This window comes from Halomicrococcus pelagicus (assembly GCF_050954125.1).
Genome location: NZ_JBPBWC010000001.1, coordinates 393122 through 417538 on the forward strand (window position 1 = coordinate 393122; position 24417 = coordinate 417538).

Here is a 24417-nt window from a genome sequence, read left to right on the forward strand (position 1 = left end):
AGACCGTTCACGCCGGTTCGGCCACGTAAGCCAAAGTTGTCCCCGGTCACTCCCCGGTTACGGGTCACCGTTCACTCCACGGTGACGCTCTTGGCGAGGTTGCGGGGTTTGTCGATGGATCTTCCGAGCAGGTCCGCCGCGTGGTACGACAGGAGCTGGAGCTGGACGTTGGCGAGCACGCCGGCCACGTCGGGATGAGTCTCCGGGACGGTCAGCACGGTCTCGGCGTGTTCGAACGCCGCTTCGTCGTCGTCCGTCGCCACCGCGACGACGGGCGCGCCCCGTGCCTCGACTTCCTTCACGTTGCCCAGCGTCTTCTCGTGGTCTCGTCCGTTGAAGACGGCGAACACGGGTGTCTCCGGCGTCACCAGCGCCAGCGGGCCGTGTTTCAGTTCGCCGGCCGCGAACCCCTCGGCGTGCTCGTAGGTTATCTCCTTGAACTTGAGCGCGCCCTCCAGCGCGACGGGGAACCCGGTGTCTCGACCGATGAAGAAGTAGGCGTCGCTGTCGCGGTACCGCTTCGCGACGCGGCGCGCCTTCGTGTAGTCGAGCACCTGTTGGACCTGGCCCGGCAGGTCCGAGAGCGCGGCGAACAGTTCCTCGACGTCGTCGCTTCGACTCCCCGTCACGTCCCGCACCAGGCGCTCGCCGAGGAGAGTAAGCGACACGACTTGGGAGGAGAACGTCTTCGTCGCGGCCACGCCGATTTCCGGTCCGGCGCGGATAAAGAGCGCGTCGTCGCACTCGCGCGCCGCGGTCGACCCGACGACGTTCGTCACGGCGACGGTGCGCGCCCCGGCGGCCCTGGCTCGGCGGAGAGCCGCCAGCGTGTCGGCCGTCTCGCCGCTCTGGGTGACGCCGACGACCAGCGTCTCCCCGTCGACCGGCGGCGGCGACGTGGCGTACTCGCTGGCGAGGAAGGCCCGTGCAGGGACGTCGCGAGCCCCGAGGAGTCGAGCGCCGACGATGCCGGCGTGGTAGGAGGTTCCGCAGGCGACGAACTGGACCCGGGAGACGTCCTCGAACGTACCCGGTGGGAAATCCTCCAGCGCTACCTCCCCGGTCTGTGCGTCGACGCGCCCGCGGAGCGTCTGCCGGAGGGCCGTCGGCTGTTCGTGTATCTCCTTGAGCATGTAGTGGTCGTACCCCCCTTTGCCGGCGTCCTCGGGGTCCCAGTCGACCGTCTGGACCGTGCGCTCGACCGCGTTACCGTCCAGGTCGGTGATGACGTGGCCGTCCGGTCGCGCGACGACCACGTCGCCGTCGTCGAGGTAGATGACGTCGTCGGTGAAATCGAGAAACGCCGGCACGTCGGACGCGAGGAAGTACTCGCCGTCGTCGACGCCGACGACGAGCGGCGACCCGCTCCGGGTGGCGTACACCGCGTCGCTCTCCTCGACCAGCATGGCCACCGCGTAGCTCCCCGACAGCCGGCGGACCGTCCGCCGGAACGCCGTCTCGGGCGAGACGCCCTCGGCCAGGTGTTCCTCGACCAGGTGCGGGATGACCTCCGTGTCGGTGTCGCTGTCGAAGACGTGGCCCCGCGCCCGGAGCTCCTCGCGGAGCGCCCCGTGGTTCTCGATGATGCCGTTGTGGACGACGGCGACGCGGTCGCCGCAACCGGTGTGCGGGTGGGCGTTCGCGTCGGTCGGCGGGCCGTGGGTGCTCCAGCGCGTGTGACCGATGCCGAGGCCACCGGAGGGCGTCTCGTCGGCAAGCACGTCCTTCAGCCGGGAGATCTCCCCTTTGCGCTTGAAGACCGCGGGGTCACCGCCGTTCTTCACCGCCAGTCCGGCCGAATCGTACCCCCTGTACTCCAGGTTCTCGAGACCGACCAGCAGTTCGTCGACCGCGTCGTCGGAGTCGCCGACGCAGGCGATGATGCCACACATCAGGCGACCACCCCCTGCGACCCCGAGTCGTTCGAGTGCTCGGACGGCTCGCGGTTCGAGCGTCCGGACGTTCGGTCGACGGTGCTTCGGGCCGTTGCTGTCGTTCTGATGACTATCACTGCGTTCGAATGTGGAAAGATACGTTCAAACATACACACTCACCCCCCTGAGACTCCCTTCGATAACACGCTCGACGACGGCGCTCTCGGACCGCCGTGCGTGACGGCGGTGTAGTCGTGCTGGACCGCTCATGGATGCTCGACCGGTCCTGATTCGTACTGGTCCAGTACGACCCGACTGAATAACGTTCGCCTAGCGTTCGGGAATCTCATAGGTAACTCGCCTCCGCTGTGTCCAGAGCACCTCAACAGGCCACTGTCGAGGGCCGAACGGTATCTATGAAACCCCGGTAACCACCTTTGTTATACGCTTGCTGAACTGTCCGCAGGGACGGCCTATGAGCTATATCTCAGCCGTACCCCGGTGACGGCGTCGGCCGAACGCCCGGCCAGTCCATCGTTGTCGAACGGAAAGAAGACGGCCTCAGGCGTGGATAGCGGACGGTTTGAGCCAGACGACGAAGTCGTCGCCCCGACGGACGACGCCGTGGACCGACTCGCTCTCGACGGACTCGTCCAGTTCCTCCTCGTCGACGCTCACGACCTGGCTCACCTCGTCGATGAGCCACCCAGTGCTACCTTCCCCCTCCGTGTCGAAGACGACGACGCGGTCGCCCGTCTCGGAGTCGTCGAGTTCAAGCACCGTCTTCGGATTGACGATGGTCGTGGTCGTTCCCCGGAGGTCCATCACGCCCTCGACGTGTGGTTTCGAGTTCGGTAACTGGGTCAGTTTCTCACGATCGACGATCTCGTCGACGTGCGGGATGTCGACGCAGTACCGTTTGTCCTCCAGACGGAAGACGAGTACCTGGACGTCTGCAACGCTTTTTGACATACCACCTCTTCCCCACGGTGCCTACTTTACTGTTCCGCCGTCCGGCAGTTCGTCGGCAATCACTCGCTCATCAGTCTACACTCACATCCTCTTTTTGAACTCTTTCGATATTGGTTCCGCTAAGTTAGTGATGGTATTTTTTATGGGGCGGTTATCAAACCCGATAACCGATGGGGTCCGTGGAACTGCTCCGGGTGCTCGGCAACAAGTACAACGCCGAAATCCTCAGCGCCACCAACGAGCCGAAGTCCGCCCAGGAGCTCAGCGACGAACTCGACATCCCGATCGCGACCAGCTACCGCCGCATCGAGGAGCTCACGGAGGCCGACCTGCTCGAACTCTCGGGTCGGGAGTTCTCCGACGAAGGGCGACGAACGAAGGTGTACCGGCGCGACATCGACAGCCTCCAGGTGACGTTCGAGACCGACGACATAGACGTCACCATCGAGGACCGCCCCGAGGCGGAGAACTCGCTGGTCGACGTCTGGCGCGACCTCAAAAACGAGTGACGATGCAAACCATAGAACTACTCTACGTCGGTTTCAGCCTCACCCTCACCGTCGCGGGGCTCTCGATGGTCGGCTTCGCCGTCCGCGCCTACCAGCGGACGTCGCGTCGCGCGCTCTTGCATCTCTCCGTCGGATTCACGCTCATCGTCGCAGCCGCCACCGCGACCACGGTGAGCGCTTTCCTCACGGGTTTCGAACGGACCCCCGTTCTCCTCTCGGTCAACTACCTGCTCACGACCGCCAGGTTCTTATCAGTTATATTTGGAATACTGTCGGACTGATGTTCCGTCACTTCTTAGACCAGTGATGCGGACGAATCCGAACCAGTGGTAGACGGCCAAGATAATCGATTCGCCATCACGATGCGTGCCTCTAAGATCGGCAGGACCTTGACGGGGGTCAGAACGTCGAACTACGCCCGACGGCTCGGTACGGCGCGGTGACCATCTACCGCGCGAACGTCCCGCAGTCGCTCTCTCAGGAGAGCGCCGTCACGGTCTAACGACCTCCGGGACTTCTCCCTTCGAGCGCGGAGCGCATCGTCACACGAAAGTTATATTTTTGCCGCACGACACCAATCGCAGGCCGTGACCTCGCTGTTCACCCTGGAGAAGGAAAACGACGTCGACGAACTTACCTCGGTGCTCGAAGCGAGCGACAACGAGGGCGTCCGGCGTCGCGCTGCCGAGATACTCGGCGACGTCGACGCGCCGGACGAGGAGGTCGTCGACTCGCTGACCGTCGCCGCCCGTGAGGACGACGACGCCAGGGTGCGGGCAGCGGCCATCGACGCGCTGGACCAGCGCGAGGCGGTCGAACAGCTCATCACCGCCATCGTCGGCGAGGAGGTCGACGGCGGCCAGGCGGAGTGGGCGCGAGCCGAGGAGCTGACGAACGCGCTCACGTCGAAGCAGCCGGAACTGCGGATGGCCGCGGCGAACGTGCTCGGCCGCATCGGCAGTCGCTCGCCGACCGACGACCTCGTGAACCGACTCTCCGACCCCGACCATCGCGTCCGGGCCCGAGTGGCGAGAGCCCTCAGGCGACTGGAAGACAGGCGCGCCGTCTCGGCGCTCGCAGAACTGCGGAACGACGAGCAGGCCGAGGTGCGACGGGAGACCGCGGAGGCGCTCGGCCGGACGAAAGGCGACGAGGCGCTGGCGGCGCTGCTGGCGATGCTCGACGACTACAGCGAGGCGGTTCGACGCATCGCCGCCGGCTCACTTGGCGAGTTCGGGAGTCCGAGGTCGCTGGACGCGCTCGTGAGCCTCCTCGGAGACGACTCCGACACGGTCCGGCGGGCGGCGGTGTTCTCGCTCGTCGAACTGCTGTCGAACGTGCCCGCGGAACGGAGTCACGAACTGCGCCAGACGATGGTCGAGCGGTTGAGCGCGACCGACCACCGCGTCGTGGTCTCGTCGCTGGTCGAAATCCTGGAGGAGGGGTCGCAGGCCCACCAGCGGCGGAACGCCACCTGGCTGCTGGGGCGAGTTACCGGCAGCCAGAACCGCTGGGCGGCCATCGAGGCGCTGGTCGACGTGCTGGACGACGACGACGAGATGGCGGCCCAGTTCGCGGTGACAAGTCTGGCGACTATCGGCGGCGAGTCGGTCGAGACGGCGCTGCTCGAACTGCTCTCGAACAGGGAGGCAAGCACCGACGCGAAGGCGATGGCGGCGTTCGGCCTCGGCAAGGTCGGCGGCGAACGCACCCGCAAGCGACTGGACGAACTGGTCGACCAGACCGACGACGAGGAGGTCCGCAAGCGAGCGTTCGCCGCTCTGTCGAAACTCGGCGGCCGGGGGTAAGATATCACACCGTTAAAATCGGGGAGCGTTATCTCGTCTGAGATTTTACTAAAGTTTTATGTCCGGATGGTGTCTTGCTTCGCCAGAGATGGTCACGGACACGCTCGTTCGACTTTTGCAGTCTATCGGTGACGGCAACGAGACCTCAGGAGAGTCTCAGAAACGAATCACGTTCGACGGCGGCACCGACACCGACGGCGTTTCGGTATCGAGAGTGACAGGTGTGTCACCGGATTCGCTCGACGACATCTACGGTGGCACCGATGCCGACGAGGAACTGCGGCGGGCGCAGGCCGACCACCTGGACGAACTGTTCACGAATCCGGACGCGGCCATCGGGAACGCCGCGACGCTGGGACGCAGACACGCGGACGCCGAGCTGTCGGGTGCGGTGTACGCCGCCACGTACGGCGCGGCGTTCGAGGAGATGACCGAGAAGATATTCGACCGCCTCGCCCACCGTTTCGGCGACGACAACGAGGCGGTGTCGAGCGAACTGCAGCGCGCTCAGTCGGAGCTCGTCGACGGTATCTGGGCGGGCGTCTCCGGGATGCAGACCGGTCTGGAAGCCCACGAAAGCAGCCGGACGGCCGGAGACGACGAGGAGTTCGACGTCGACGACGACGACCTCCTCGACGGGCTCGGGGTCCCCGTCTTCATGATCTGTTCGAACGCCGAGATTCGAGCGTGGAACAGCGCCATCGAGAACCTCACCGGCGTGACCGCCGAGGAGGCGAGCGAGTTCGACGGCGTCTCCGAGGCGTTCTACTCGGACGGCCGTCGGATGAAGACGCTCGCGGAGAAAGTCGTCGAAGCACCGGAGAACGCCGACGAGGTCTTCGACGTCAACGGGCGGACGCCGAGCGCACCCTCTATCAGGACGAGGGGACGATGGTCGGCCCCGGTGGTGAGGAACGGAAGATAACGTTCGCCGCGAAACCGATCTACGAGGACGGCGAGCTGAAAGCGGTCGTCGAGACGGTACGCGACCGGACGGAGGACGTCCGTCGTCACGAGAGCGTGACCGCGCTGGTCGAGGAGGTCGGGAGCACCCTGACGGCCATGCGGCAGGGCGACCTCTCTGCGCGCGCGGACTTCACCGACGAACACGGCGTGCTCGACGAGCAGCTCGTCGGCGTCGCCGACCAGGTCGACGACATGGCCGATCGCTTCGAGACGCTGGCGATGCGCGTCGACGACCAGGCCTCGGAGCTGGCTGATTCGGTCGAGGAGGCGTCGACGTCCGCCCACCAGATAGAGGACCGGGTGGACGAGCAGACGGAACTGCTGTCGATGGTCGCGACCGAGATGGAGAACTTTAGCGCGAGTATGCAGGAGGTCGCCGCGAGTTCGGACCAGGTCGCGTCCGCGGCGGAGCAGGCGAAAGCGGCCGCCGACAGCGGTCTCGACTCCAGCGAGGGGGCGCGGGAGGCGACCGAGGAGGTCATCGAGATGAGCGACGACCTGGTGGAGACGGTGACGGAACTCGAGTCCCAGATGACCGAGATAGAGGGGGTCGTCGAAGTGATCGCCGAGGTGGCCGACCAGACGAACCTGCTCGCGCTGAACGCGAACATCGAGGCCGCCCGCGCGGGCGAGGCCGGCAGCGGGTTCGAGGTCGTCGCCGACGAGGTGAAAGAACTCGCCAACGAGACGCGCGAGCACACCGAGGAGATCGCCGAGCGCATCGAGGAGATACAGTCGCAGGCCAACGAGACCGTCGTCGCGGTCGAGGAGTCGAACGAACAGGTCCAGTACGCGGGCAGCGAGATCGAAGACGCGCTCATCGCACTGGAGGAGATCGCAGACGCGGTCGACGAGGCGGCGACCGGCGTGACGGAGGTCGCGGAGGCGAACGACGAGCAGACCCAGAACGTCGAACAGGTGATGGCGACCGTCGAAGACGTTCGCGACACGACCGGCGAGGTCCAGGAGGCGACGGAGGACATCGTCGACGCGAGCAGGGAACAGACGACGGCGATCAACGAGCTCGCCGAAAGAGTCGACGACCTGCCCGCCGGATCGGCCGGTGAGCAGCAGGTCCTGGACGACTGACCTCGTTGGTTCTCACGTATGAGCGAAGGTGAACACAAGATAGCGGACACGCGGGGGAAGTTCCTTCAGGCGATGAAGGACGGTCACAAGATGACCGACGCCGACTGGACCAGTGGCCGCATCCTCCTGTCGAACAAGCGCCTCGTCCTCGCGGGCAACGAGGGCAAGCGAACCATCCAGCTCTCGGACATCGGGAGCATGAGCGGCCGGTACGACGTGAACCAGACGGTCGCCAGCGTGTCGGACTACCTGAGCATCGAGGTCGGCGACGACGTCCTGCTGGTCTCCTCGAACATGGACATCGACGAGTTCGAGGCGAAGCTGTACGGCGCGATGCTGAACCAGACGATGATCCTCACGAAACACCCCGCGGTCGAGGGGGCGTCGTGCAGGACACCGACTGGGAGCGCGCCAGGGTGAAGATAGAGGTCGGTGAGGTCGGTATCGCCGTCGCCAGCGGCACCTTCATCCAGATCGAACTCGACGACGTCGGTCAGGTCGACACCGCGAAGCGGACGGTCGAAGGCGAGAGCCGGACCGTCCTCGAAGTCGAGCACACGGAGGGGACACGAGCATCCAGACGTACATCTCGGGGAAGGCCCAGCGGTGTTCGCTCCTCGGCTCGCTGTTCCGGAAGGGCGAACAGCAGAGCAGGGCCGGCGTCGAACTCGACGAGATGGAGAAGGAAGTGCTGATGGCGCTGTACACCGGCGTCTCCTCGTTCGAGATTCCGGACTTCCTGGGAATGGACGTCGATCGCGTCGAGGAGATATTCGAACGTCTCATCGAACTCGACGTCCTCAAAGAGGTCCGGAAGCGGCGCGAGGTCAGCCTGAAGACCCGCGGCCGGAACATCGCCAGCGAGTCCATCAGCGAGAAGTGACGACCCGCGGTTCCGCCGTCCTCACTCCGCGACGAGCGCGGTGTCCAGCACTTCCATGGGGTGGCGAATCTCGTAGCCCGTCCCGTGTTCCATCTGCATCGCGCAGGTCGGGCACTCGGTCATGCCGGTCTCGCCGTCGACGCTCTCCATGTGGTCGAACATCTCCTCGCCGATGGCCATCGAGACGTCGTACTTCTCGGCCTTCCAGCCGTAGGTGCCGCTGATTCCCGAACAGGAGTCGCCGACGTCCTCGGGGTTCGCACCGTCGACGTCCGCGAGGAGTTCGACCGCCTGTCCGGCGATGCCCTGGTTGCGGGCGTGGCAGGGGGCGTGGTACGCCAGGTCGCCGAACTCCTCGTCCGGGACGTTCGCCTCGGCGAGTTCGCCGGAGAGGTCCTCGTTCACCCGGAGATACTCGAGAGCCTCGTAGGTGTTCGCCGCGACCTTCGCCGTGCCGTCGAACGAGTACAGTTCGGGGTATTCCTGGCGGAGCGCCATCGAACAGGAGGTGCAGGAACAGACGACGTCGTAGCCGCGCTCGACCAGCGCGGCCAGCGTCTCAACGTTGAACTTCGCGGCGCGGCGGGCGTCGTCTCCCATCCCGTTGGCGAACATCGGCGTGCCCGAGCAGCGCTGTTCCGGCACGGCGACCTCGTAGCCGAACGACTCGAACACGCGGACGAGCGCCTTCGCTACCTCCGGCGTGTTGTAGTTCGAGTAGTCGCCGTGGAAGTAGGCGACGCGCTTCTCCTCGTTCTCGACCGCTTCGCCACGCTGCTCCCGGGCCGCTCGCGCTCGGCGTTTCGAGGCCTCGTTGCCGCCTCGCTCCTCGAACCAGTCGCGGAACGTCTGCTCGGCGAACGCGGGGAACTCCCGCTCGCTGGTGATACCGAGTAGCTTCTCGTTCACCCACTTCGTCACGGGATTGCTCATGATCGCGTTCGTCAGGCGCGGGAACTTCGAGCCGAGCGGCGCGAGTCGCCCGTAGTTCGCCAGGATGCGGTTGCGGACGTACTCCCGCGAGAACTTGTCCATCTGCTCGTCGACGTACTCCTCGCGGGCCGAGTTGTGCATCTGGGAGAGCGGAACGTCCGAGGGGCAGGCGTCGTCACAGCGCATGCAGTTCGAACACGACATCACCGAAGAGTCGATGTCGTGGTCCTCCTTCCGCTTGAGCCGCCACTGTTCGGGCCCCTGGAACTTCGGCCCCGGGAAGTCGTCGTCGACCTCCGCGACGGGACACTCCGTGTCGCAGGTCGAACACTTGTAACAGTCGTCGGACCCCGGTCTGAGGTCCATCGATTCGCCGGTGAACACGTCGGTGAGTTCGTCCTCTGTCATCGTTTCTCGCTCGTCTTCGTTTCGTCGGTCGGTTCGTCGGCGGCGCGTTCGTCGGTCGCCCGTCGCTCCACGCTCATCTCGTCGCCTCGCTCGCTCGCCGCCCCGCGACGACGCCGGTCGACAGCGAGACGCCACTGCCGGACTTCTCGGCGGCGAAGTCGTACCCACCGAGGACCGCGCCTGCGGCCCGGAGGTTGTCGAACGTCGGGTCGCCGTCCGCGTCCGCGGGCCGCAGGTCGTCGTCCGTCTCGACGCCGAACCGCGCGAACGGGTGGTCGCCGAAGGCATCCTCGTCGAACCAGTCGTAGCGGTCGTCGGGCGCGGCGACGCGGCAGTCGAAAATCGGCTCGCGCACGCCGCTCCGGTCGGAGTCGATGCCTTTCCCCACCAGGCCGCCCGTCGCGAGCACGAACTGGTCGGCGTAGTGGGGAACGCGTGCCCCGTTGCGCTCGACGACGACCGCGTCGACGCGGTCGCCAGACTCTCCGGAGCGCTCGTGGTCCACGACGGGGTTCCCGGAGGTCAGCGCCACGTCGGCCTCCCGCAGCGCAGCCTCGAAACGGGACTGGAGGCGCATCCCCGGCAGGCTCGGCGGGGCCATGGGCACCTCGAAGACGTCCGCGCCGAGCAGGGACCGCAGGTCGGCCCGCACCTCGTCGGGGTGGTCTAGGCCGAGCATCGCCGGGAAGCCGACGCGCCCGGCGTCGCCGAGATGGGGTTTCACTCGCTCGGCGAGCGCCTCCCGGGCGGGAACGGTCGTCGAGACGCCGGCGGGGCCGTCCGCCCGTTCGACGCGCTCGTTCTCGTCGAGCGCGCGGGCGAGTCTGGTGACGGCGGCGTCGGCGCGGAACCCGCCGGGGAACCGCGTGGTCGCGCCCCGGACCGCGAATGGAACGCCGGCGGCTTCGAGGTGGTCGGCGGCGAGCGCGGCGTCGAAGTCGACGACCGTCTCGAAGCCCACGAGCACCGCGTCGCGGCGGTCGCTCGCGAGTCCCGCGACGACGCTGTCGGGGTAGCGGGCGGTCGGCTTGACCGTCCCCCCGAACGTCGGCACGAGGGCGTTCCTGTCGGTGTGGTCGCCCGCGTAGCCGGCGACGTCGTCGAACAGGGCGAGTCCCTCGCGCACTCCCTCGACGCCGACCCGGCGGTAAGGGTGTTCGTCCGGGAGGTCGGGAATCGCGTCGAACGGGTCGACGACGGGACCCTCGCCGCCTGGTGGGTAACCGAGCACGTCGACCAGCCCGGAGGCCTGCCGGAGCGTGCTCTCCTTGTGACTGATGACCCGGACCTGCGCTCCGTCCCGGGCGGCGGCGAGCGCGGCGGTAAGCCCCGCGAGACCGCCGCCGACGACGACCACGTCGTCCTCAATCGCCATCCTTCCCTCCGGCGTCGAAGGCGGCGAAGTCGACGCCGCCCCCGTTCGCGGGGTCGCGGTCCCGGTTCATCGTCGTCGCGTGCAGCGCGTAGTTCAGGGCCGCCTGCGAGAGCTGTTCGCCCCAGAGCGCGTGGCGCTCGCCCTTCCAGCGCTCCTCGAAGAGATCGTCGAGCGCGTCGCGGGCGGCGGGTTCGTCGTGTTCCGGATGGAGTTCGGCGGCCATCCGGTGCGAGCAGAACCCGCCCTGGCAGTTGCCCATCGACGCCCGGGTGCGGATGCGCGTCGCGTTGAGGTCGGTGCCCGCGTCGTCGATGGCGTCCCGGAGTTCGGCGCGCGTGACCGCCTCGCAGTCACAGAGCACGGGGTTTGGGCCGTCGGTGTCGAGCACGTCGTCGGCCTGGCTGCCGAGGCGCTGGACGCTCCGGCGGCCGACCGGCGAGCGCAGGCCGAACTCGTCCATGTAGTTCCGGAGGACGTCGAAGTCCTCGCTGCCCGGCAGCGGCTCGTCGGCGGTCCGGCAGCGCGCCTGGACGCCCAGTTCGTCGCAGACGTGGTCGGTGACCGTCTCCGCCATCATCCGGTAGGTCGTGAACTTCCCGCCGACGATGCTCGCGAAGTTGTCGAGGCCGTCGCGGTCGGCGTGGTCGAGCAGGAAGAAGTCGCGGGTGATGTCGGTCGAGTCGGTCGTTCCCCGGCCCGGCGGTTCGTACAGCGGGCGGACGCCCCAGAACGAGCGCACGGTCCGCGAATCGCGGAGGACGGGCACCAGTTTCGCGAGTTCGTCTATCAGCAGGTCGACCTCCCACTCCTCTTCCGGGTACTCTGCGGGGTCCTCGACCTCCTCGTCGGTCGTGCCGAGGATGGCAGTGGTCTCGTGGGGGACGACGATGTCGGCGTCGCCTTTCGGTTTGCAGCGGTTGACCACGGTGTCGACCTGCCGGCAGTTCATCACGACCATCGCGCCCTTCGAGGGTCGGACCGCGACGTCGACGCCGGCCATGTCGGCGAGCTGACCGGCCCACGCGCCGGTCGCGTTGACGACGTACTCGGCGGTGATGCGCTCGGTGGTGCCGGGGGTGGCGTGGTCGCGCTTGCCCGGACCGCTCGCGTGGCGCACCTCGACGCCGACCACCGCCTCGTCGTCGACGAGCACGTCGGTCACCTCGGCGTGCGTCTCGACGCGCCCGCCGTGGCGCTCGGCGTCGGCGGCGTTGGCGACGCAGAGCCGGAAGGGGTCGACGGCACCGTCCGGCACCGCGATGGCGCGTTCGACCTCCTCGGTCAGGTAGGGTTCGCGCTCGCGGGCCTCCCGGCCGGAGATGACCTCGGCGGGAATGCCGCAGTCCCGGCAGGCCGAGAGCTTGCGCTCGAAGTACTCGTCCGAATCCTCGGGCATCTGGACGAACAGCCCGCCCGTCATCTCGACGCAGTGGGCCGCGATGTCCCGGAGCACCTGATTCTCCTCGATGCACTCCCGTGCGCTCGCCGGGTCGGCGACGGCGTAGCGACCACCGCTGTGCAGCAGGCCGTGCATCCGGCCGGTCGTGCCGTGGGTGAGATTCCCCTGCTCGACGAGCGTCACGTCGACTCCCCGCAGCGCGAGGTCACGGGCGATACCGCAACCCGTCGAACCCCCCCCGACGACGAGGACCTCGGTGTCGGTCATTCGATGGACGATTGGACGGGGTTCACTTGAGGTTATCGCCAGATGCTGTCTCTCGGTTCGGATATTGAATGAAACAGGTAATAAATCAGCATGTTCCTGCACCTTTTATGAAGTTAACTATTTTATACTCTGGTTCCAACTGCATTCGTGTACGACGGCAACTAAACCGAGGCTAACTTTCAAAATCAACTCACAAACGATGTCAACTCAGAACACATACGTCGGCGCCATCGACCAGGGAACGACCGGAACGCGGTTCATGGTCTTCGACCACGAGGGGACCGTCGTCACGGACGCTTACGAGACGCACGAACAGTACTACCCCGAACCCGGCTGGGTCGAACACGACCCCCTCGAAATCTGGGCGAACACCAAGACGGTCATCCAGTCAGCGCTCGCCGACGCGGACATCGAGGCCGACCAGCTCGCCGCCATCGGCGTGACGAACCAGCGCGAGACGACGCTGCTGTGGGACCGCGACACCGGCAAGCCGGTCCACAACGCCATCGTCTGGCAGGACCGCCGGACGACCGACCGCGTCGAACGACTGGAAGCGGAGGACAAGGCCGAGACCATCCGAGCGAAGACCGGGCTCCAGCCGGACGCCTACTTCTCGGCCACCAAGGCCGAGTGGCTCCTCGAGAACGCCGACCCCATCAAGACCCAGCGCGCCCGGCCGGCGGACCTCCGGGAGCGCGCCGGGGACGGTGAAATCATGTTCGGCACCATCGACTCGTGGCTCATCTACAACCTCACCGGCGAGCACGTCACCGACGTGACGAACGCGAGTCGGACGATGCTGTTCGACATCCACGAGATGGACTGGGACGCCGACCTGCTCGACGAGTTCGGCGTCCCCGAGGCTTGCCTCCCCGAGGTCCGACCGTCCAGCGACGACGACTACTACGGAACGACCGACCCCGAAGGGTTCCTCGGAGCCGACGTACCGGTCGCCGGCGCGCTCGGCGACCAGCAGGCGGCGCTGTTCGGCCAGACCTGCTTCGACGCGGGCGACGCCAAGAACACCTACGGCACGGGAAGCTTCTTCCTGCAGAACACGGGTAACGAGGCCGTCGACAGCGACCACGGCCTGCTGACGACGGTCGGCTTCCAGCGGTCCGGCGAACCGGTCCAGTACGCGCTCGAGGGCTCCATCTTCGTCACCGGCGCGGCCATCGAGTGGCTCGAAGACATGACGCTCATCGAGGACGCCGCCGAGACCGAACAGCTGGCCCGCGAGGCCGACTCGACGGACGGCGTCTACGTCGTCCCGGCGTTCACGGGACTGGGCGCACCCCACTGGGACCAGCGCGCCCGCGGCACCATCGTCGGGATGACCCGCGGCACCAGGCGCGAGCACATCGTCCGCGCCACCCTCGAATCGATCGCCTACCAGACCCGCGACGTGGCCGAGGCGATGGAGGCCGACAGCGGCATCGAGGTGGAGAGCCTGAAGGTCGACGGCGGCGCGGTGAAGAACAACTTCCTGTGTCAGCTACAGGCGGACATCATCGGCACGGACATCGTCCGGCCGGAGGTCGACGAAACGACCGCGCTGGGGTCGGCGTACGCCGCCGGTCTCGCGGTCGGCTACTGGGACGACCCCGACGAACTCCGGAGCAACTGGCGCGTCGACCGCGAGTTCGAACCCGAGATGGACGACGCCGAGGCCGACCGGATGTACGACCGGTGGAGTGAGGCGGTCGAACGCTCCCGCGACTGGGCACGCGACAGTGATAACTGATGGCCTGGAGTGACCTCTGGGCGCTGGAGATGCTCCTCGCGGCGTTCGCCGGCGGTGCGTTCGGTGCCGCGCTCGGTGCGCTTCCAGCATTCATCTTCACCGGATTCCTGGTCGTCGCGGGTGAGGCCGCCAACGTCGTCGGCAAGGCGGTCGCCGGGACCAGCGCGGGCACGGCGAGCGAACTCGCCGCGGTCGGCATCACGGGGTCCATCGCGTTCGGACCGCCGTTCTCCCCGGCTATCAGCTTCGGCGGCGGCGTGGCCGCGGCCGCCTACGCCTCGAAGAAGGGCTATATGGAGTCGGGCTTCGACTACCACAACGCGAAGGACATCGCGTTCGCGCTCGGCACGAAGCCGGACGTGCTCGCGGTCGGCGGCGCGTTCGGTATCCTCGGCTACTGGCTGACCGTCGCGTCCTCGACCCTCGGCATGCCGTACGACCCCATCGCCATGGGCGTCGTGCTCTCCGCGTTCGCACACCGCCTAGCGTTCGGCTACGACCTGATCGGCGACACTAGCACCGGCCTCCTCAACATGAAGCCGTTCGAGGAGGGCAACCGTCGCGTCATCGGCGAGACCGCGACGGTCGAGGACGGCGGGAACGACCCCGCGACGGACGGCGGTACCGCGGAGGGTCGGTTCGTCGTCGAACCGTGGCTGCCCCACCAGTACGAGTGGGCCAACGTGGCGACCATCGGCCTGGTGGTCGGCATTCTCGCCGCGTTCATCGCCTACAAGACCGGGAGCCCGTTCCTCGCGTTCGGCATCAGCGCCGCGAGCCTCCTCTTCCTCAACTGCGGCGTCGAGAACATCCCGGTCACGCACCACATCAGCCTCCCCGCCAGCACCGCGGCGCTGGCGCTCGCGCCCGCCGGGGTGGCCGTCTCGCAGGTGCCGCCCGGAGAGGTCGCGGCCGCGGTTCCGCTGCTGCCCGCGCTCGTCGTCGGCGGCGTCTTCGGCGTCGTCAGCGCACTGGCGGGAGAAGTCGTCCAGCGGGTGTTCTACGCGCACGCCGACACCCACCTCGACCCGCCCGCGGCCGCCATCGTCGTCGGCACCTTCCTCGTCGCGGTGCTGGCGGCGGTCGGCGTGTTCCCCCAGGCCGTCTGGGTGCCGGTCCCCTGAACTGACTCGCTTTCCTTTTCGACGCTGCGCTCGTCGGTCCGTGAACGACCCTGTGGATACTTGACCCTCTCCGCCGTGGGGAACGTGGGGTACGATGCAAGCAACGGAACCCGGGAACGACGGGACCGGTCTCACTCGGCGGTCGTTTCTCGAGACCAGCGCGCTCGGGGCGCTCGCGGCCGCGGGCGCGAGCACGTCGGCGAACGCGCAGGCCGAGACGTACCGGTTCGGCGGCGAGGTGGTCGCGTGGCACGGTCGCGAGCCGTCGTCGATAGCGAACACCGACAATCCGACGCTCCAGTTAGAGCCCGGACAGCAGTACCGGGTCGTCTGGGAGAATCTCGACGGCCAGCCGCACAACTTCACCATCAGGGACGACCAGGGCAACGAACTGGAGAGCACCGAGACGACGAGCGAGGAGGGAGCGACGCTGTCGCTGACGTTCACTGCCACGCCGGAGATGAGCGACTACATCTGTACCGTCCACCCGACGACGATGATCGGGGACATACAGATGCCGGGCGGCGGCGGGGACGGGGACGGCGACGACGGCGGAAGCGGGATACCGACGGACGCGTACTTCTTCGCCGGCGCGGTCCTGCTGGCGTTCGTCTCGCCGCTCCTGTTCGCTATCGTCCTCCTGTTCGTCGGGACGGGCGACCGAGTACCGTCCGGCGAGTAGCGCTCTGTAGCCCTCTATATCGGAACGTATCGCTCCCAAGGAACGTTTTAGGGGGACCGTTCCCAGCCTCCAGTCGTGCTCGACAGTCTCCAGCGCGAAGTCGACCTGCTCGCACGCGCCCTCCGGACCCTCTCGTACATTAGAGAGAACGAACCGGTCGGCATCAGGCGCACCGCTGGCGCGACCGACTACGAACACCACGAGATTCGCATCGCTTTCCGTCTCCTCGAAGAGGAGGGACTCGTCGAGGCGACGGAGCGGGGCGCGGTGACGACGGACGCGGCGGCGGCGTTCCTCGGCGACTTCGACGACGACGTCGACGCCGTCGTCGCGTCGCTCGACGAACTCCCGTTTCCGGAGCGCGAACCGATGCACGCCGTCTGACCGGAAACGCCGACGTTCCGCATCTCGACCGCACGGTCGGCACGCGCTCGTTGCTCGCCGGTGGTCGTCCGGTAGCCGCGACGCTCGCGCTCGTCGGTGGTCGACGCGACGCCCTGTCCGGGTCGCACAGGAGCGTACCGTCGCCTACAGTACGGGCCGTTCGGCCGCCCTACAACAGCAGGAACAGCAGGTACGGCACGCCGAACAGCAGCGCGGTCATGACGGCCAGTATCAGCAGGTACGACCCGACGGTGCCGGCCGCGGTTAGCCACGTGGGGTGGTCGAAGTCTGCAGGGAGGTTCATACGGAGAGTTCGAGTACCCGACACCTAAACGCTACCGGACGCGGGCGACGGCGTCCCGACGTCCCCGTCAGCGCACGATGTCGCCGATGCGCCGCGGTTCGCCGCCGAGGTTCGGCTCCTCCTCGACCATCTGTAGCACTTCGTGGTCGGTCACGTCGAAGTAGGACTTCTGGGTCGCTTCCTCGACGAGGTCCTTCGAGAGCCGGAACTCCGTCCCCTGGTAGACTACGTCGACTCCGTCGTCGTCGAACGAGAGCGTTGTCATGTCACCGAGTTAGGCGCGGGCAGGTAAAAACGTACAGAAGTCGATGACGGTAGTTCAGGTCCTCGTGCCGACGGACCTCAGTCGACGCCGAGGTAGTCACCGAGCGTCCGAAGTCCCGCCGGGTCGCGTCCGAAGACCGACGCGTCCCCGTCCGCAGTGGTGTTGTCGAACTGCAGCGAGCGATACTGGTCGGGACCCATCGGGAACCCGGGTACCGCGCCCATCACCGTTAGCCCGAGCCGCGCGAGGACCATCGGAACTGGCAGGACGACGAGCGACTTCCCCTCGGCGCGGTAGATTCGCTTCGCCACCTCCGCGAGGGTGAGCACCTCGGGACCGCCTATCTCGTACGTCTCGCCGCTGTGACCGTCCTCGACGGTCGCGCTGGCCAGCATCGGCGCGAGGTCCCCGACCCAGACCGGCTGAAATCGAGTTCTCCCACCGCCGGGCAGTCCCGTCACGTACGGCGTCGTCAGCTTCTTCGTGAACGCGACGAACTCGCCGCCGTCGCCGAACACGACCGATGGCCGGAAGACGGTCCAGTCGAGCGACGACGCGCGGACGACTTCCTCGGCCGCGCCCTTGGCCCGGATGTACGCCGTCGCGCCGTCCGGGTCCGCGCCGAGCGCGCTCATCTGGACGAGTCGGGAGACGCCGTGGTCCTCGGCGGCCGCGACGACGTTCTCCGTCCCGCCGAGGTGGACGGCCTCGTGGCTCGTGCCGCGCGGCGGCTCGAACAGCGGCGACAGCGCGACGAAGTTGACGACGGCGTCGCGGTCCGCGAACGCTCCCGCGATGGATTCGTACTCGGTCACGTCGCCCGATACCGTCTCGACACCGGCGGGCAGGTCGGCCTCGTCGGGCGAGCGCGAGAGCGCGGCCACCTCGTGGCCTCGATCGTGGAGTTCCCGCGCGAGCGCCGTGCCGACGAACCCGCTACCGCCGACGAGTAAGACTCTCATGGCAGACAGTTGACCTCGGAGGGTCTTTGCGTCACCCCGTGGCGTTCGTGACGCGCCGTGTCGTGCCGGCCGACTCTCCGAGTGGCTCCTCGGTCCGGCAGCCTCCGTTTCCCGACATTTATGCCCGGCCGATACCTAGTCGTTTCCGGATGGCGCGCTCCGAAGACACGGAGGAATCGACGGTCGCCGACGTCGCGGACCTCTCTCCGCTCGCCTGGCGACTGCTCAGGGTCGCCGCGGGGTACGAACAGCGCGCCATAGAGCGAGAACTGGACGATCTGATGCAGGCGCACGTGTCGATGCTGGAGAACGGGACCCGGGCGCTCTCGGCGTCCCGCCGTCGGGAACTCTTCGACCTCTACGCCGCGGAACTCGACGCCGACCAGATTCGGTCCATCGCGGACAACTTCTGAAGCGCTGTACCGCCGCCAGAGCGACTCGGACGCCGACCGACCGAGTCTCCGACCGGTGGGATGGTCTCACACGACAACCGAAAATATTAATCGTCACATCCCGGTAATCGCCGGTGTATCAATGATACAATTCAGACCGTCGAGTCCACGCGGTCGAGTCGTAACGTTCGTGCTCGCGCTACTCGGAACGGCCGTCCTCGCGTTCGGGCCGAACCCCGAGGGCCTCTCGCTCCGGGGACAGTACGCGCTCGCGACGATGTTCTTCGCCGGGTCGCTCTGGGTGACCGGGGCCTTCCCGCTCGCCGTGACGGCGCTCTCGATACCCGTCCTGCTCACCACCTTCGGGGTGTACCCGGACCTGGACGCGGCCCTCGTGGGGTTCGCCGACCACCTCATCTTCCTCTTCGTCGCCGGGTTCATGCTGGCGAACGCGCTCCAGAAGTACGACATCGACCGCCGCATCGCGCTGTGGATACTGTCCGTGATGGGCACCTCGCCTCGCCGCCTCGTCCTCTCGGTCATGGTGGCCACCGCCTTCCTCTCGATGTGGGTGTCCAACACCGCGACGACGGCCATGATGACGCCCATCGCCGTGGGCGTGCTCGCGCAGGTCGTCGGTCAGGAGGGCGTCGTCGAGGCCGCCACGAACGTCGACGACGTCGACTCGGAGGTCACCACGGACGGCGGCATTGCCGTGGACGACGGCTTCCGGAACATCCAGGTCGCGATGCTGCTGGGGACGGCCTACGCCGCGAGCGTTGGCGGCGTCGGGACGCTCATCGGGACGCCGCCGAACGCGGTGCTGGCGTCGCAGTTGAACGAGATGCTCGGCTACGAGGTCGGCTTCGCACAGTGGATGCTCATCGGCCTCCCCATCGTCGTCATCACCCTCCCCATCATCTGGTACGTGCTCACGTACTGGCTCTACCCGCCGGAGATCGACGACGTGAGCGACGCACGCGATGAAGCCAAGCAGTATCTCGCGGAGGAGGGGAACCTCGGCCCACGCGGCCGTCGCGTCGCCATCATCTTCACCGCGACCGCGCTGCTGTGGGTGGTCGGCGGACTGGACGATTTCGTCGCCCCGGCGCTCCCCGACGCGTGGGCGGTCACGCTGTTCGGTGGCGAGGGCACGAGCGTCATGGGCGTCGAGGGCCATCAGGGAGTCCTCTACTACGTGATGGTCGGTCTCGCGTCGATTCCGGCGCTCGTGCTCGCGGACACGATGGAGTGGGACGAACTCGCCGACATCGACTGGGGGACGATCCTCCTGTTCGGTGGCGGTATCGCGCTGGCCGACGCGCTGGAAGCGACGGGCGCGACGAAGTGGATAGCCGATTCCGTCTTCGGGTCGCTGACCGGCGCACCCATCGTCCTCGTGGTGGCCGTCGTCGTCCTGCTCGTCATCTTCCTGACCGAGATGACCTCGAACACGGCGACGGCGACCATCATCGCGCCGCTCCTCATCAGCATCGGGAGCGTCTTCGCCGCCACGCTCGGTCTCACCGACGTCGCCGCGGCCGTCTTCCTCGCCGTCTCCGGGACCATCGCAGCGAGTTTCGCGTTCGCGCTTCCCGTCGCGACGCCCCCCAACGCCATCGTCTTCGGTAGCGGCTACCTCAAACAGAGCCAGATGATGCGCGCCGGCGTCCTCCTGAACCTGCTCATGACCGCCATCCTCACCGGACTCATCTGGCTGCTGTTCCGGTTCGTCTGGCCGCAGGTGCTCTGGTAGGCCGACGCAACCGGGGCGCGAACACGGCGCAGGGAGTGGCCCCCGGTGAGTTCGCCGGGGACCGCGACGGTCGGGAGAACGGCTCGCCGACTCGGCTAGTCGTGGCAGGTCGAGGTGATGCGGATTCCCTCGTCGCCGGCCTCGATGTGGATGTCGTCGCGCCGGCAGTCGCCCATCTGCCACTTCGCCGTTTGCCACATGTCGTCGTTCACTCCGGCACTCACCTGGTAGGTGCCCGCTTCGAAGAGTCCCTTCCGTCGCGCGACGTCGCCGGGCAGGAGCGTGAACTCCTCGTTGTACTGGGACTCGGAGTCGACGTCGTCGACGTTCACGTCCACCGTCCGTTGCTCCTCGAAGTAACTCCGGACCACGAGTCCGACCGGTCGGGAGCGTTTCTCCCCGCCGTCGACGGGACGGAGCTCTGCGAGACAGCCGCCGAGACCGGCGACGCTGGCGACACCGAGGAGTCCGACGAATCGACGGCGGTCCATGTCACGGTGACGTTTGGCACATCTGCGACATAAAGCTTCCTTCGGACCGACGATACGTAACGACCGTGATACCCGGAGTCGGTGAATCGGCTTCGCCGACCGACGGCCCGTGAGCGTCTAGAAGCGACGGAGACGCGAGCTATCACCCGAGCTTCGACGACCGAAGGCTTATTTCGCGCGCTGGATTATCTGGAGGTATGACTTCTGTCTCTCTGCGCTCCGGGCCACGCTCGCTGCGACAGTCGACATCCCGTCGGCCGGACGATGACGCTTGACGACCTCTGGTTTCTCGCAACCAGGGCGGAGCAGCGCGCCGAACAGGCGTACCACCGCTTGGCGGACACGTACTCGCAGTTTCTGGAGTTTTCGCGCACCTACGACGTGTCGCGCCGACGGTTTCGGACGCTCGCGCGCCGGGTCGACGATACCGGCGCACCGTACGGGGCGCACACGGTCGTCTACCAGCCCTCCGGTGAACTCCTGCTCGTCTGGCACGAGGGCGTCGACATGTGGGTCCTCCCCGGCGGCGGCGTCCACGACGACGAGTCCTACCGCGAAGCGGCCGAGCGGGAACTCCACGAGGAAGCCGGTCTCGAAGCCGAGTACGAGGGACTGGCCATCGCGACGCGGATCTCCATCGAGTGCGGCGAGTACTCGACGTGGGGCGTCCTGCCGACGTTCCAGGCCCGCGCCGAGACCACGACGCCGACCGTCGACGACCCCGAGGGCGAGATAACGGACGCGAAGTGGTTCCGGGAACTGCCGGAGAACACCCGCGACCGTGACCAGTTGCGGACGTGGCGGGAACGGACGCTGCGCTGACTCACTCCTCGCCGTGCGTGACGCCCTCGCGCGCGTCGGCGTTCATCCGGCGGAGCGCCGCCCGGGCGTTGCCCGACTCGTAGCCGAAGAGCACGTTCTCGGCGTAGGCGTCGGCCACCTCCGCCGCGTGGATGAGGTCGTCGACGTCGATGTCAACGGCGTACAGTTCGACGCTGAAGGGCGTATCGAGGGCGTCCTCGAACCCGCTGGCGATGACCTCGAGCCAGTAGGTCGTCGAGTAGGCCATGTCGTACAGCGGAACGACGAACTCGTCGACGTGTTCGGCGAGCGCGTCCAGGTCCAGCCCGGCGCGCTCGTAGAGGTGGCCGGGGTAGGGGTCGGGGTAGAGTGTGAAGTAGGTCGTTCCGGGGATGCGGTCGGTCGCCTCGGCGACGAACTCGGTGACGACGTTCGCGCGCCACTCCATCCGGTCGTCGCACTCGCTGTCGGCGAACCGCTCGTTGCACGTCTCGCAGTGACAGTACTCCGCCCGCGGGAACCCCACGTCGTCCAGGCGCACATCGGGATTCGCCGCGGCGCAGTCCTCGACCATCTCCAGTAGCCCCTCCCGGTAGGCGTCTCGCGTCGGACAGACGTACCCCCAGTCGAAGTACGGCTGGTCGCGCGTCGCGCGCTCGCCGTCTTCGCTCACCGGGACGAGCGAAGGGTCCCGCTCGGCCGCCGCGCTGTCGCCGAAACAGGAGACCATGTTCACGCCCGTCTCGACCGGTTCCGTCGCCCGCCCGGTCACGTCCTTGACCTCGTAGAACCCCAGGTCGAACTCCGCCCACTCGAGTTCCTCCGGGTTCCGCGTCACCACGCCGTACATGTCGCTTCGGGCTTGGCGTCCCGGCCGGTAAGCCGTTTCGGACTCGTAGAGGAGTCCGGTCGAACCGGTCCGAGCGCGGTGGCGGCATCGTTTCACCGGACGTCGGCCCGTTCCTCGGCGGAGCACTGAATATCCCGCCCGTCGTCGGAGCGTGCATGGTCGAAGCGGGCCGCGTCGCGGTGGTCCACTACACGGGGCGACTCTCGAACGGCGACGTGTTCGACACGACGGACGTGGACGTGGCGCTCGACTCGGGCGTCTACCACGACCACCGCGACTACAAACCACTGGAGTTCCGGGTCGGGGAAGACAAGGTCATCGCCGGGCTCGACGAGGCCGTCCGGTCGATGGACGTCGGGGAGGAACGCACCGTCGAACTCGACCCCGGGGACGCGTTCGGCGAGTACAGCGAGGAGCGAGTCGTCGAGATGCCCCGGGACGAACTGGAGGAGCGGAGCGACGCCACCGCCGAGGAGGGCGACCTCGTCCGTAGCGACACCGGTGACACCGGCTGGATCGTCGACGTCGGCAAGGAGAGCGTGACGGTGGACTTCAACCACGAACTCGCGGGCGAAGCGGTCGAACTGGAGATACGCGTGCTGGAGGCCCACGGCGGGGAGTAGTCACCAGTCGGGTGCCGGCGATGCAGTCGCGGCGCGACCGGCGGGTCAGCTTCCGCCGGTGGTCGTGGTCGTCGTCTCTCCTTCCGTCGTGGTCGTCTCCTCCTCCGTCGTGGTCGTCTCCGTGCCACCCTCGCTCTGGACCGTCACGGTCACGCCCAGCGGTTCGTACGCGGTCGCACCGTAGCCGTCGACGTTCCAGGGGTACTTGTCGTCCGTGATGGCCTGGAGACCCTCCTCCGGACTGGAGATGGTCGCCGGCTGCGTTCGGTCCTGCTCGTCGGTCGCCCGCGCGTAGAGGGTGTGCTCGCCCTGGTCCGGGTCCGACCAGACGTAACGGAACTGTCGCCAGGCGTACGGACCGAGCTGCGGGCCGAAGAACTCCGCCTCGTTCCACGACTCGCCGCCGTCGGTCGACACTTCGACGGTCTGGACGGCGTCGTCGCCCGCCCACGCGACGCCGACGACCTCTATCTGGCCGCCGGGGCCGGGAGCGACGGTCTCGTCTCCACTCGGATAGCCGATGATGGACTTGACCATCTGGTCGTAGAGGTACGGCTGGCCGATCTCTTCGACGCCCATCTGCTCCTGGGTGTCGAAGACGTCGATGGAGCGGTTCTGCTGTAGCTCCTCGTCCTCCGGGATGATGCGGTAGGAGTACTGCTGCCAGTGGGTGTACAGTTGCTGGTCACCCTCCTCCCACTGGTCGCCGAACACCATCATCTCCATGACGTGCATCCTGTCGACCCACTTCACGTTGTTGTTGCCGAACCACCCCGGCACGAGCAGGCGCACCGGGAAGCCGTGGTCGCCGTTCATGGGCCGGCCGTTCATCTCGTAGGCCAGCAGGCAGTCCTCCATCACCTTCTCCATCGGTATCGAGCGCGTGAAGATGTCCTCGCCGTCGGGCGCGTCGCCGCCCATCACGGAGAGCCAGGTTCCCGATTCCGTGTTCGCCCCGTACGCTTCCAGTATCTCGCCGACCGGCGTCCCCGTCCAGACCGTGTTGCCGACCGCGCCGAACGTCCACTGGTTGCCGCCCACCTGCGGTTCGAAGTACGACCGTCCGTTGCCAGAACACTGCATCGTGTGCGTGACCGTCTCCGTCGAGTAGTCGTTCCGTATCTCGTCCATCGACAGTTCGACTTCCTCGTCGACCATCCCCGTCAGGGAGACGGTCCACTCGCTCGCGTCGATGTCCGGCGTTGGATAGTGGTTGCGGATGTAATGTTCGGTTCGCGGTGTGACGAAACTCCGGTAGGTGCTCTTGCTCGCCGCCTCCGCGTTCTCGGGCTCCGGTGACAGGATTCGCAGTCCCGGATACTGCTCTTCGAGGCTCACCTCCCCCTGCTGTCCGTCCCCCTGGGTCGTCTGCGTCGTGGTCTGTCCCGCTGCGTTCCCGGCCAGCACGCCGACGCCGGCCAGCGACCCGGCCGCCATCATGTACTTTCGCCGACTCAGGTAGCGCTCTCTCTCCCTCGCGTCAGTGTCGGTTTCCTCCCCCGGCATACCCGCCAATCATCGGCGTATTTCCTGATAAAACTACGTCTGCGGTCAGG

Annotated in this window: 24 protein-coding genes and 1 pseudogene; 14 read left to right on the forward strand and 11 right to left on the reverse strand. The window is 67.0% G+C overall.

Annotation, left to right across the window (positions count from 1 at the left end; genetic code table 11):
• Positions 1-71: 71 nt before the first annotated feature.
• Positions 72-1892 (reverse strand): glutamine--fructose-6-phosphate transaminase (isomerizing), encoded by a 1821-nt coding sequence (gene glmS / locus ACRYA2_RS02185; protein ID WP_433623774.1) that lies wholly within the window; start codon positions 1890-1892, stop codon positions 72-74.
• 543 nt (positions 1893-2435) lie between these two features.
• On the reverse strand, positions 2436-2846 hold the full coding sequence (locus ACRYA2_RS02190; RefSeq protein ID WP_433623776.1) for a chemotaxis protein CheW: 411 nt from the start codon (positions 2844-2846) through the stop codon (positions 2436-2438).
• A 170-nt stretch (positions 2847-3016) separates the two neighbouring features.
• Between ACRYA2_RS02190 and ACRYA2_RS02195 the strand changes: the two genes are divergently transcribed.
• The 6 genes and pseudogenes from ACRYA2_RS02195 to ACRYA2_RS02220 all read left to right on the forward strand — a co-directional run bounded on the left by ACRYA2_RS02195 (position 3017) and on the right by ACRYA2_RS02220 (position 8101).
• Entirely contained in the window at positions 3017-3355 is a 339-nt protein-coding gene (locus ACRYA2_RS02195; RefSeq protein WP_433623778.1) for a helix-turn-helix domain-containing protein, read from the forward strand.
• A gap of 2 nt (positions 3356-3357) precedes the next feature.
• Positions 3358-3636 carry a DUF7521 family protein gene (locus ACRYA2_RS02200; protein WP_433623780.1) on the forward strand — a complete coding sequence of 93 codons (279 nt, stop codon included), beginning with the start codon at positions 3358-3360 and terminating at the stop codon, positions 3634-3636.
• A 306-nt stretch (positions 3637-3942) separates the two neighbouring features.
• Positions 3943-5163: a HEAT repeat domain-containing protein gene (locus tag ACRYA2_RS02205; protein WP_433623782.1), complete on the forward strand. Its 1221-nt coding sequence runs from the start codon at positions 3943-3945 to the stop codon at positions 5161-5163.
• Positions 5164-5386: 223 nt separating this feature from the next.
• Positions 5387-6088 (forward strand): globin family protein, encoded by a 702-nt coding sequence (locus tag ACRYA2_RS02210; protein ID WP_433623784.1) that lies wholly within the window; start codon positions 5387-5389, stop codon positions 6086-6088.
• A complete protein-coding gene (locus ACRYA2_RS02215) occupies positions 6055-7218 on the forward strand; it encodes a methyl-accepting chemotaxis protein (RefSeq protein ID WP_433623786.1) in 1164 nt (387 codons plus the stop codon). The genes ACRYA2_RS02210 and ACRYA2_RS02215 overlap by 34 nt, the downstream gene beginning before the upstream one ends.
• 18 nt (positions 7219-7236) lie before the next feature.
• Positions 7237-8101 (forward strand): annotated as a pseudogene (locus ACRYA2_RS02220) (CheF family chemotaxis protein).
• 21 nt (positions 8102-8122) lie between these two features.
• Here ACRYA2_RS02220 and ACRYA2_RS02225 read toward each other — a convergent pair.
• The 3 genes from ACRYA2_RS02225 to glpA form a co-directional block, all read right to left on the reverse strand.
• Positions 8123-9442 (reverse strand): anaerobic glycerol-3-phosphate dehydrogenase subunit C, encoded by a 1320-nt coding sequence (locus ACRYA2_RS02225; RefSeq protein ID WP_433623788.1) that lies wholly within the window; start codon positions 9440-9442, stop codon positions 8123-8125.
• A gap of 73 nt (positions 9443-9515) precedes the next feature.
• Positions 9516-10817 carry a glycerol-3-phosphate dehydrogenase subunit GlpB gene (gene glpB / locus ACRYA2_RS02230; RefSeq protein ID WP_433623790.1) on the reverse strand — a complete coding sequence of 434 codons (1302 nt, stop codon included), beginning with the start codon at positions 10815-10817 and terminating at the stop codon, positions 9516-9518.
• On the reverse strand, positions 10807-12483 hold the full coding sequence (gene glpA, locus ACRYA2_RS02235) for an anaerobic glycerol-3-phosphate dehydrogenase subunit GlpA (protein ID WP_433623792.1): 1677 nt from the start codon (positions 12481-12483) through the stop codon (positions 10807-10809). The genes glpB and glpA overlap by 11 nt, the downstream gene beginning before the upstream one ends.
• Before the next feature lie 199 nt (positions 12484-12682).
• Here glpA and glpK point away from each other — a divergent pair, with 199 nt between their 5' ends.
• The 4 genes from glpK to ACRYA2_RS02255 all read left to right on the forward strand — a co-directional run bounded on the left by glpK (position 12683) and on the right by ACRYA2_RS02255 (position 16417).
• Positions 12683-14227, forward strand: a complete 1545-nt coding sequence (gene glpK, locus ACRYA2_RS02240) for a glycerol kinase GlpK (protein WP_433623794.1) — start codon at positions 12683-12685, stop codon at positions 14225-14227.
• Positions 14227-15351, forward strand: a complete 1125-nt coding sequence (locus ACRYA2_RS02245) for a DUF7973 family transport facilitator (RefSeq protein WP_433623795.1) — start codon at positions 14227-14229, stop codon at positions 15349-15351. Before glpK ends, ACRYA2_RS02245 begins: the two co-directional genes overlap by 1 nt.
• Positions 15352-15445: 94 nt before the next feature.
• A complete protein-coding gene (locus ACRYA2_RS02250) occupies positions 15446-16033 on the forward strand; it encodes a cupredoxin domain-containing protein (protein ID WP_433623797.1) in 588 nt (195 codons plus the stop codon).
• Between the two features lie 75 nt (positions 16034-16108).
• The gene (locus ACRYA2_RS02255) at positions 16109-16417 is read left to right on the forward strand and encodes a hypothetical protein (RefSeq protein WP_433623799.1); all 309 of its coding nucleotides are present in this window, start codon (positions 16109-16111) and stop codon (positions 16415-16417) included.
• A gap of 169 nt (positions 16418-16586) precedes the next feature.
• Here the strand turns inward: ACRYA2_RS02255 and ACRYA2_RS02260 are convergent, their stop codons facing one another.
• The 3 genes from ACRYA2_RS02260 to ACRYA2_RS02270 all read right to left on the reverse strand — a co-directional run bounded on the left by ACRYA2_RS02260 (position 16587) and on the right by ACRYA2_RS02270 (position 17948).
• Complete coding sequence (locus tag ACRYA2_RS02260) at positions 16587-16721, reverse strand: hypothetical protein (RefSeq protein WP_433623801.1); 135 nt, start codon at positions 16719-16721, stop codon at positions 16587-16589.
• A gap of 67 nt (positions 16722-16788) precedes the next feature.
• Positions 16789-16986, reverse strand: a complete 198-nt coding sequence (locus ACRYA2_RS02265; protein ID WP_113275471.1) for a DUF5800 family protein — start codon at positions 16984-16986, stop codon at positions 16789-16791.
• A 77-nt stretch (positions 16987-17063) separates the two neighbouring features.
• Positions 17064-17948 carry a complex I NDUFA9 subunit family protein gene (locus ACRYA2_RS02270; RefSeq protein ID WP_433623803.1) on the reverse strand — a complete coding sequence of 295 codons (885 nt, stop codon included), beginning with the start codon at positions 17946-17948 and terminating at the stop codon, positions 17064-17066.
• A gap of 149 nt (positions 17949-18097) precedes the next feature.
• On the opposite strand from ACRYA2_RS02270, the gene ACRYA2_RS02275 reads away from it, so the two are divergent.
• Both ACRYA2_RS02275 and ACRYA2_RS02280 read left to right on the forward strand, forming a co-directional pair.
• Complete coding sequence (locus ACRYA2_RS02275; protein ID WP_433623805.1) at positions 18098-18361, forward strand: hypothetical protein; 264 nt, start codon at positions 18098-18100, stop codon at positions 18359-18361.
• Between the two features lie 121 nt (positions 18362-18482).
• Entirely contained in the window at positions 18483-20096 is a 1614-nt protein-coding gene (locus ACRYA2_RS02280) for an SLC13 family permease (RefSeq protein WP_433623807.1), read from the forward strand.
• 95 nt (positions 20097-20191) lie between these two features.
• On the opposite strand, the gene ACRYA2_RS02285 is transcribed toward ACRYA2_RS02280, so the two are convergent.
• Positions 20192-20587, reverse strand: coding sequence for an Ig-like domain-containing protein (locus ACRYA2_RS02285; protein WP_433623809.1), 396 nt, complete (start codon positions 20585-20587; stop codon positions 20192-20194).
• A gap of 264 nt (positions 20588-20851) precedes the next feature.
• Here ACRYA2_RS02285 and ACRYA2_RS02290 point away from each other — a divergent pair, with 264 nt between their 5' ends.
• On the forward strand, positions 20852-21409 hold the full coding sequence (locus ACRYA2_RS02290) for an NUDIX hydrolase (protein ID WP_433623811.1): 558 nt from the start codon (positions 20852-20854) through the stop codon (positions 21407-21409).
• Between the two features lies 1 nt (position 21410).
• Here ACRYA2_RS02290 and ACRYA2_RS02295 read toward each other — a convergent pair whose 3' ends face one another.
• Entirely contained in the window at positions 21411-22238 is an 828-nt protein-coding gene (locus tag ACRYA2_RS02295; protein ID WP_433623813.1) for an acyl-CoA synthetase family protein, read from the reverse strand.
• 155 nt (positions 22239-22393) lie between these two features.
• Here ACRYA2_RS02295 and ACRYA2_RS02300 point away from each other — a divergent pair, with 155 nt between their 5' ends.
• A complete protein-coding gene (locus ACRYA2_RS02300) occupies positions 22394-22861 on the forward strand; it encodes an FKBP-type peptidyl-prolyl cis-trans isomerase (RefSeq protein ID WP_433623815.1) in 468 nt (155 codons plus the stop codon).
• Positions 22862-22906: 45 nt separating this feature from the next.
• Here ACRYA2_RS02300 and ACRYA2_RS02305 read toward each other — a convergent pair whose 3' ends face one another.
• Positions 22907-24367, reverse strand: coding sequence for a sulfite oxidase (locus ACRYA2_RS02305; protein ID WP_433623817.1), 1461 nt, complete (start codon positions 24365-24367; stop codon positions 22907-22909).
• Between the last annotated feature and the right edge of the window lie 50 nt (positions 24368-24417).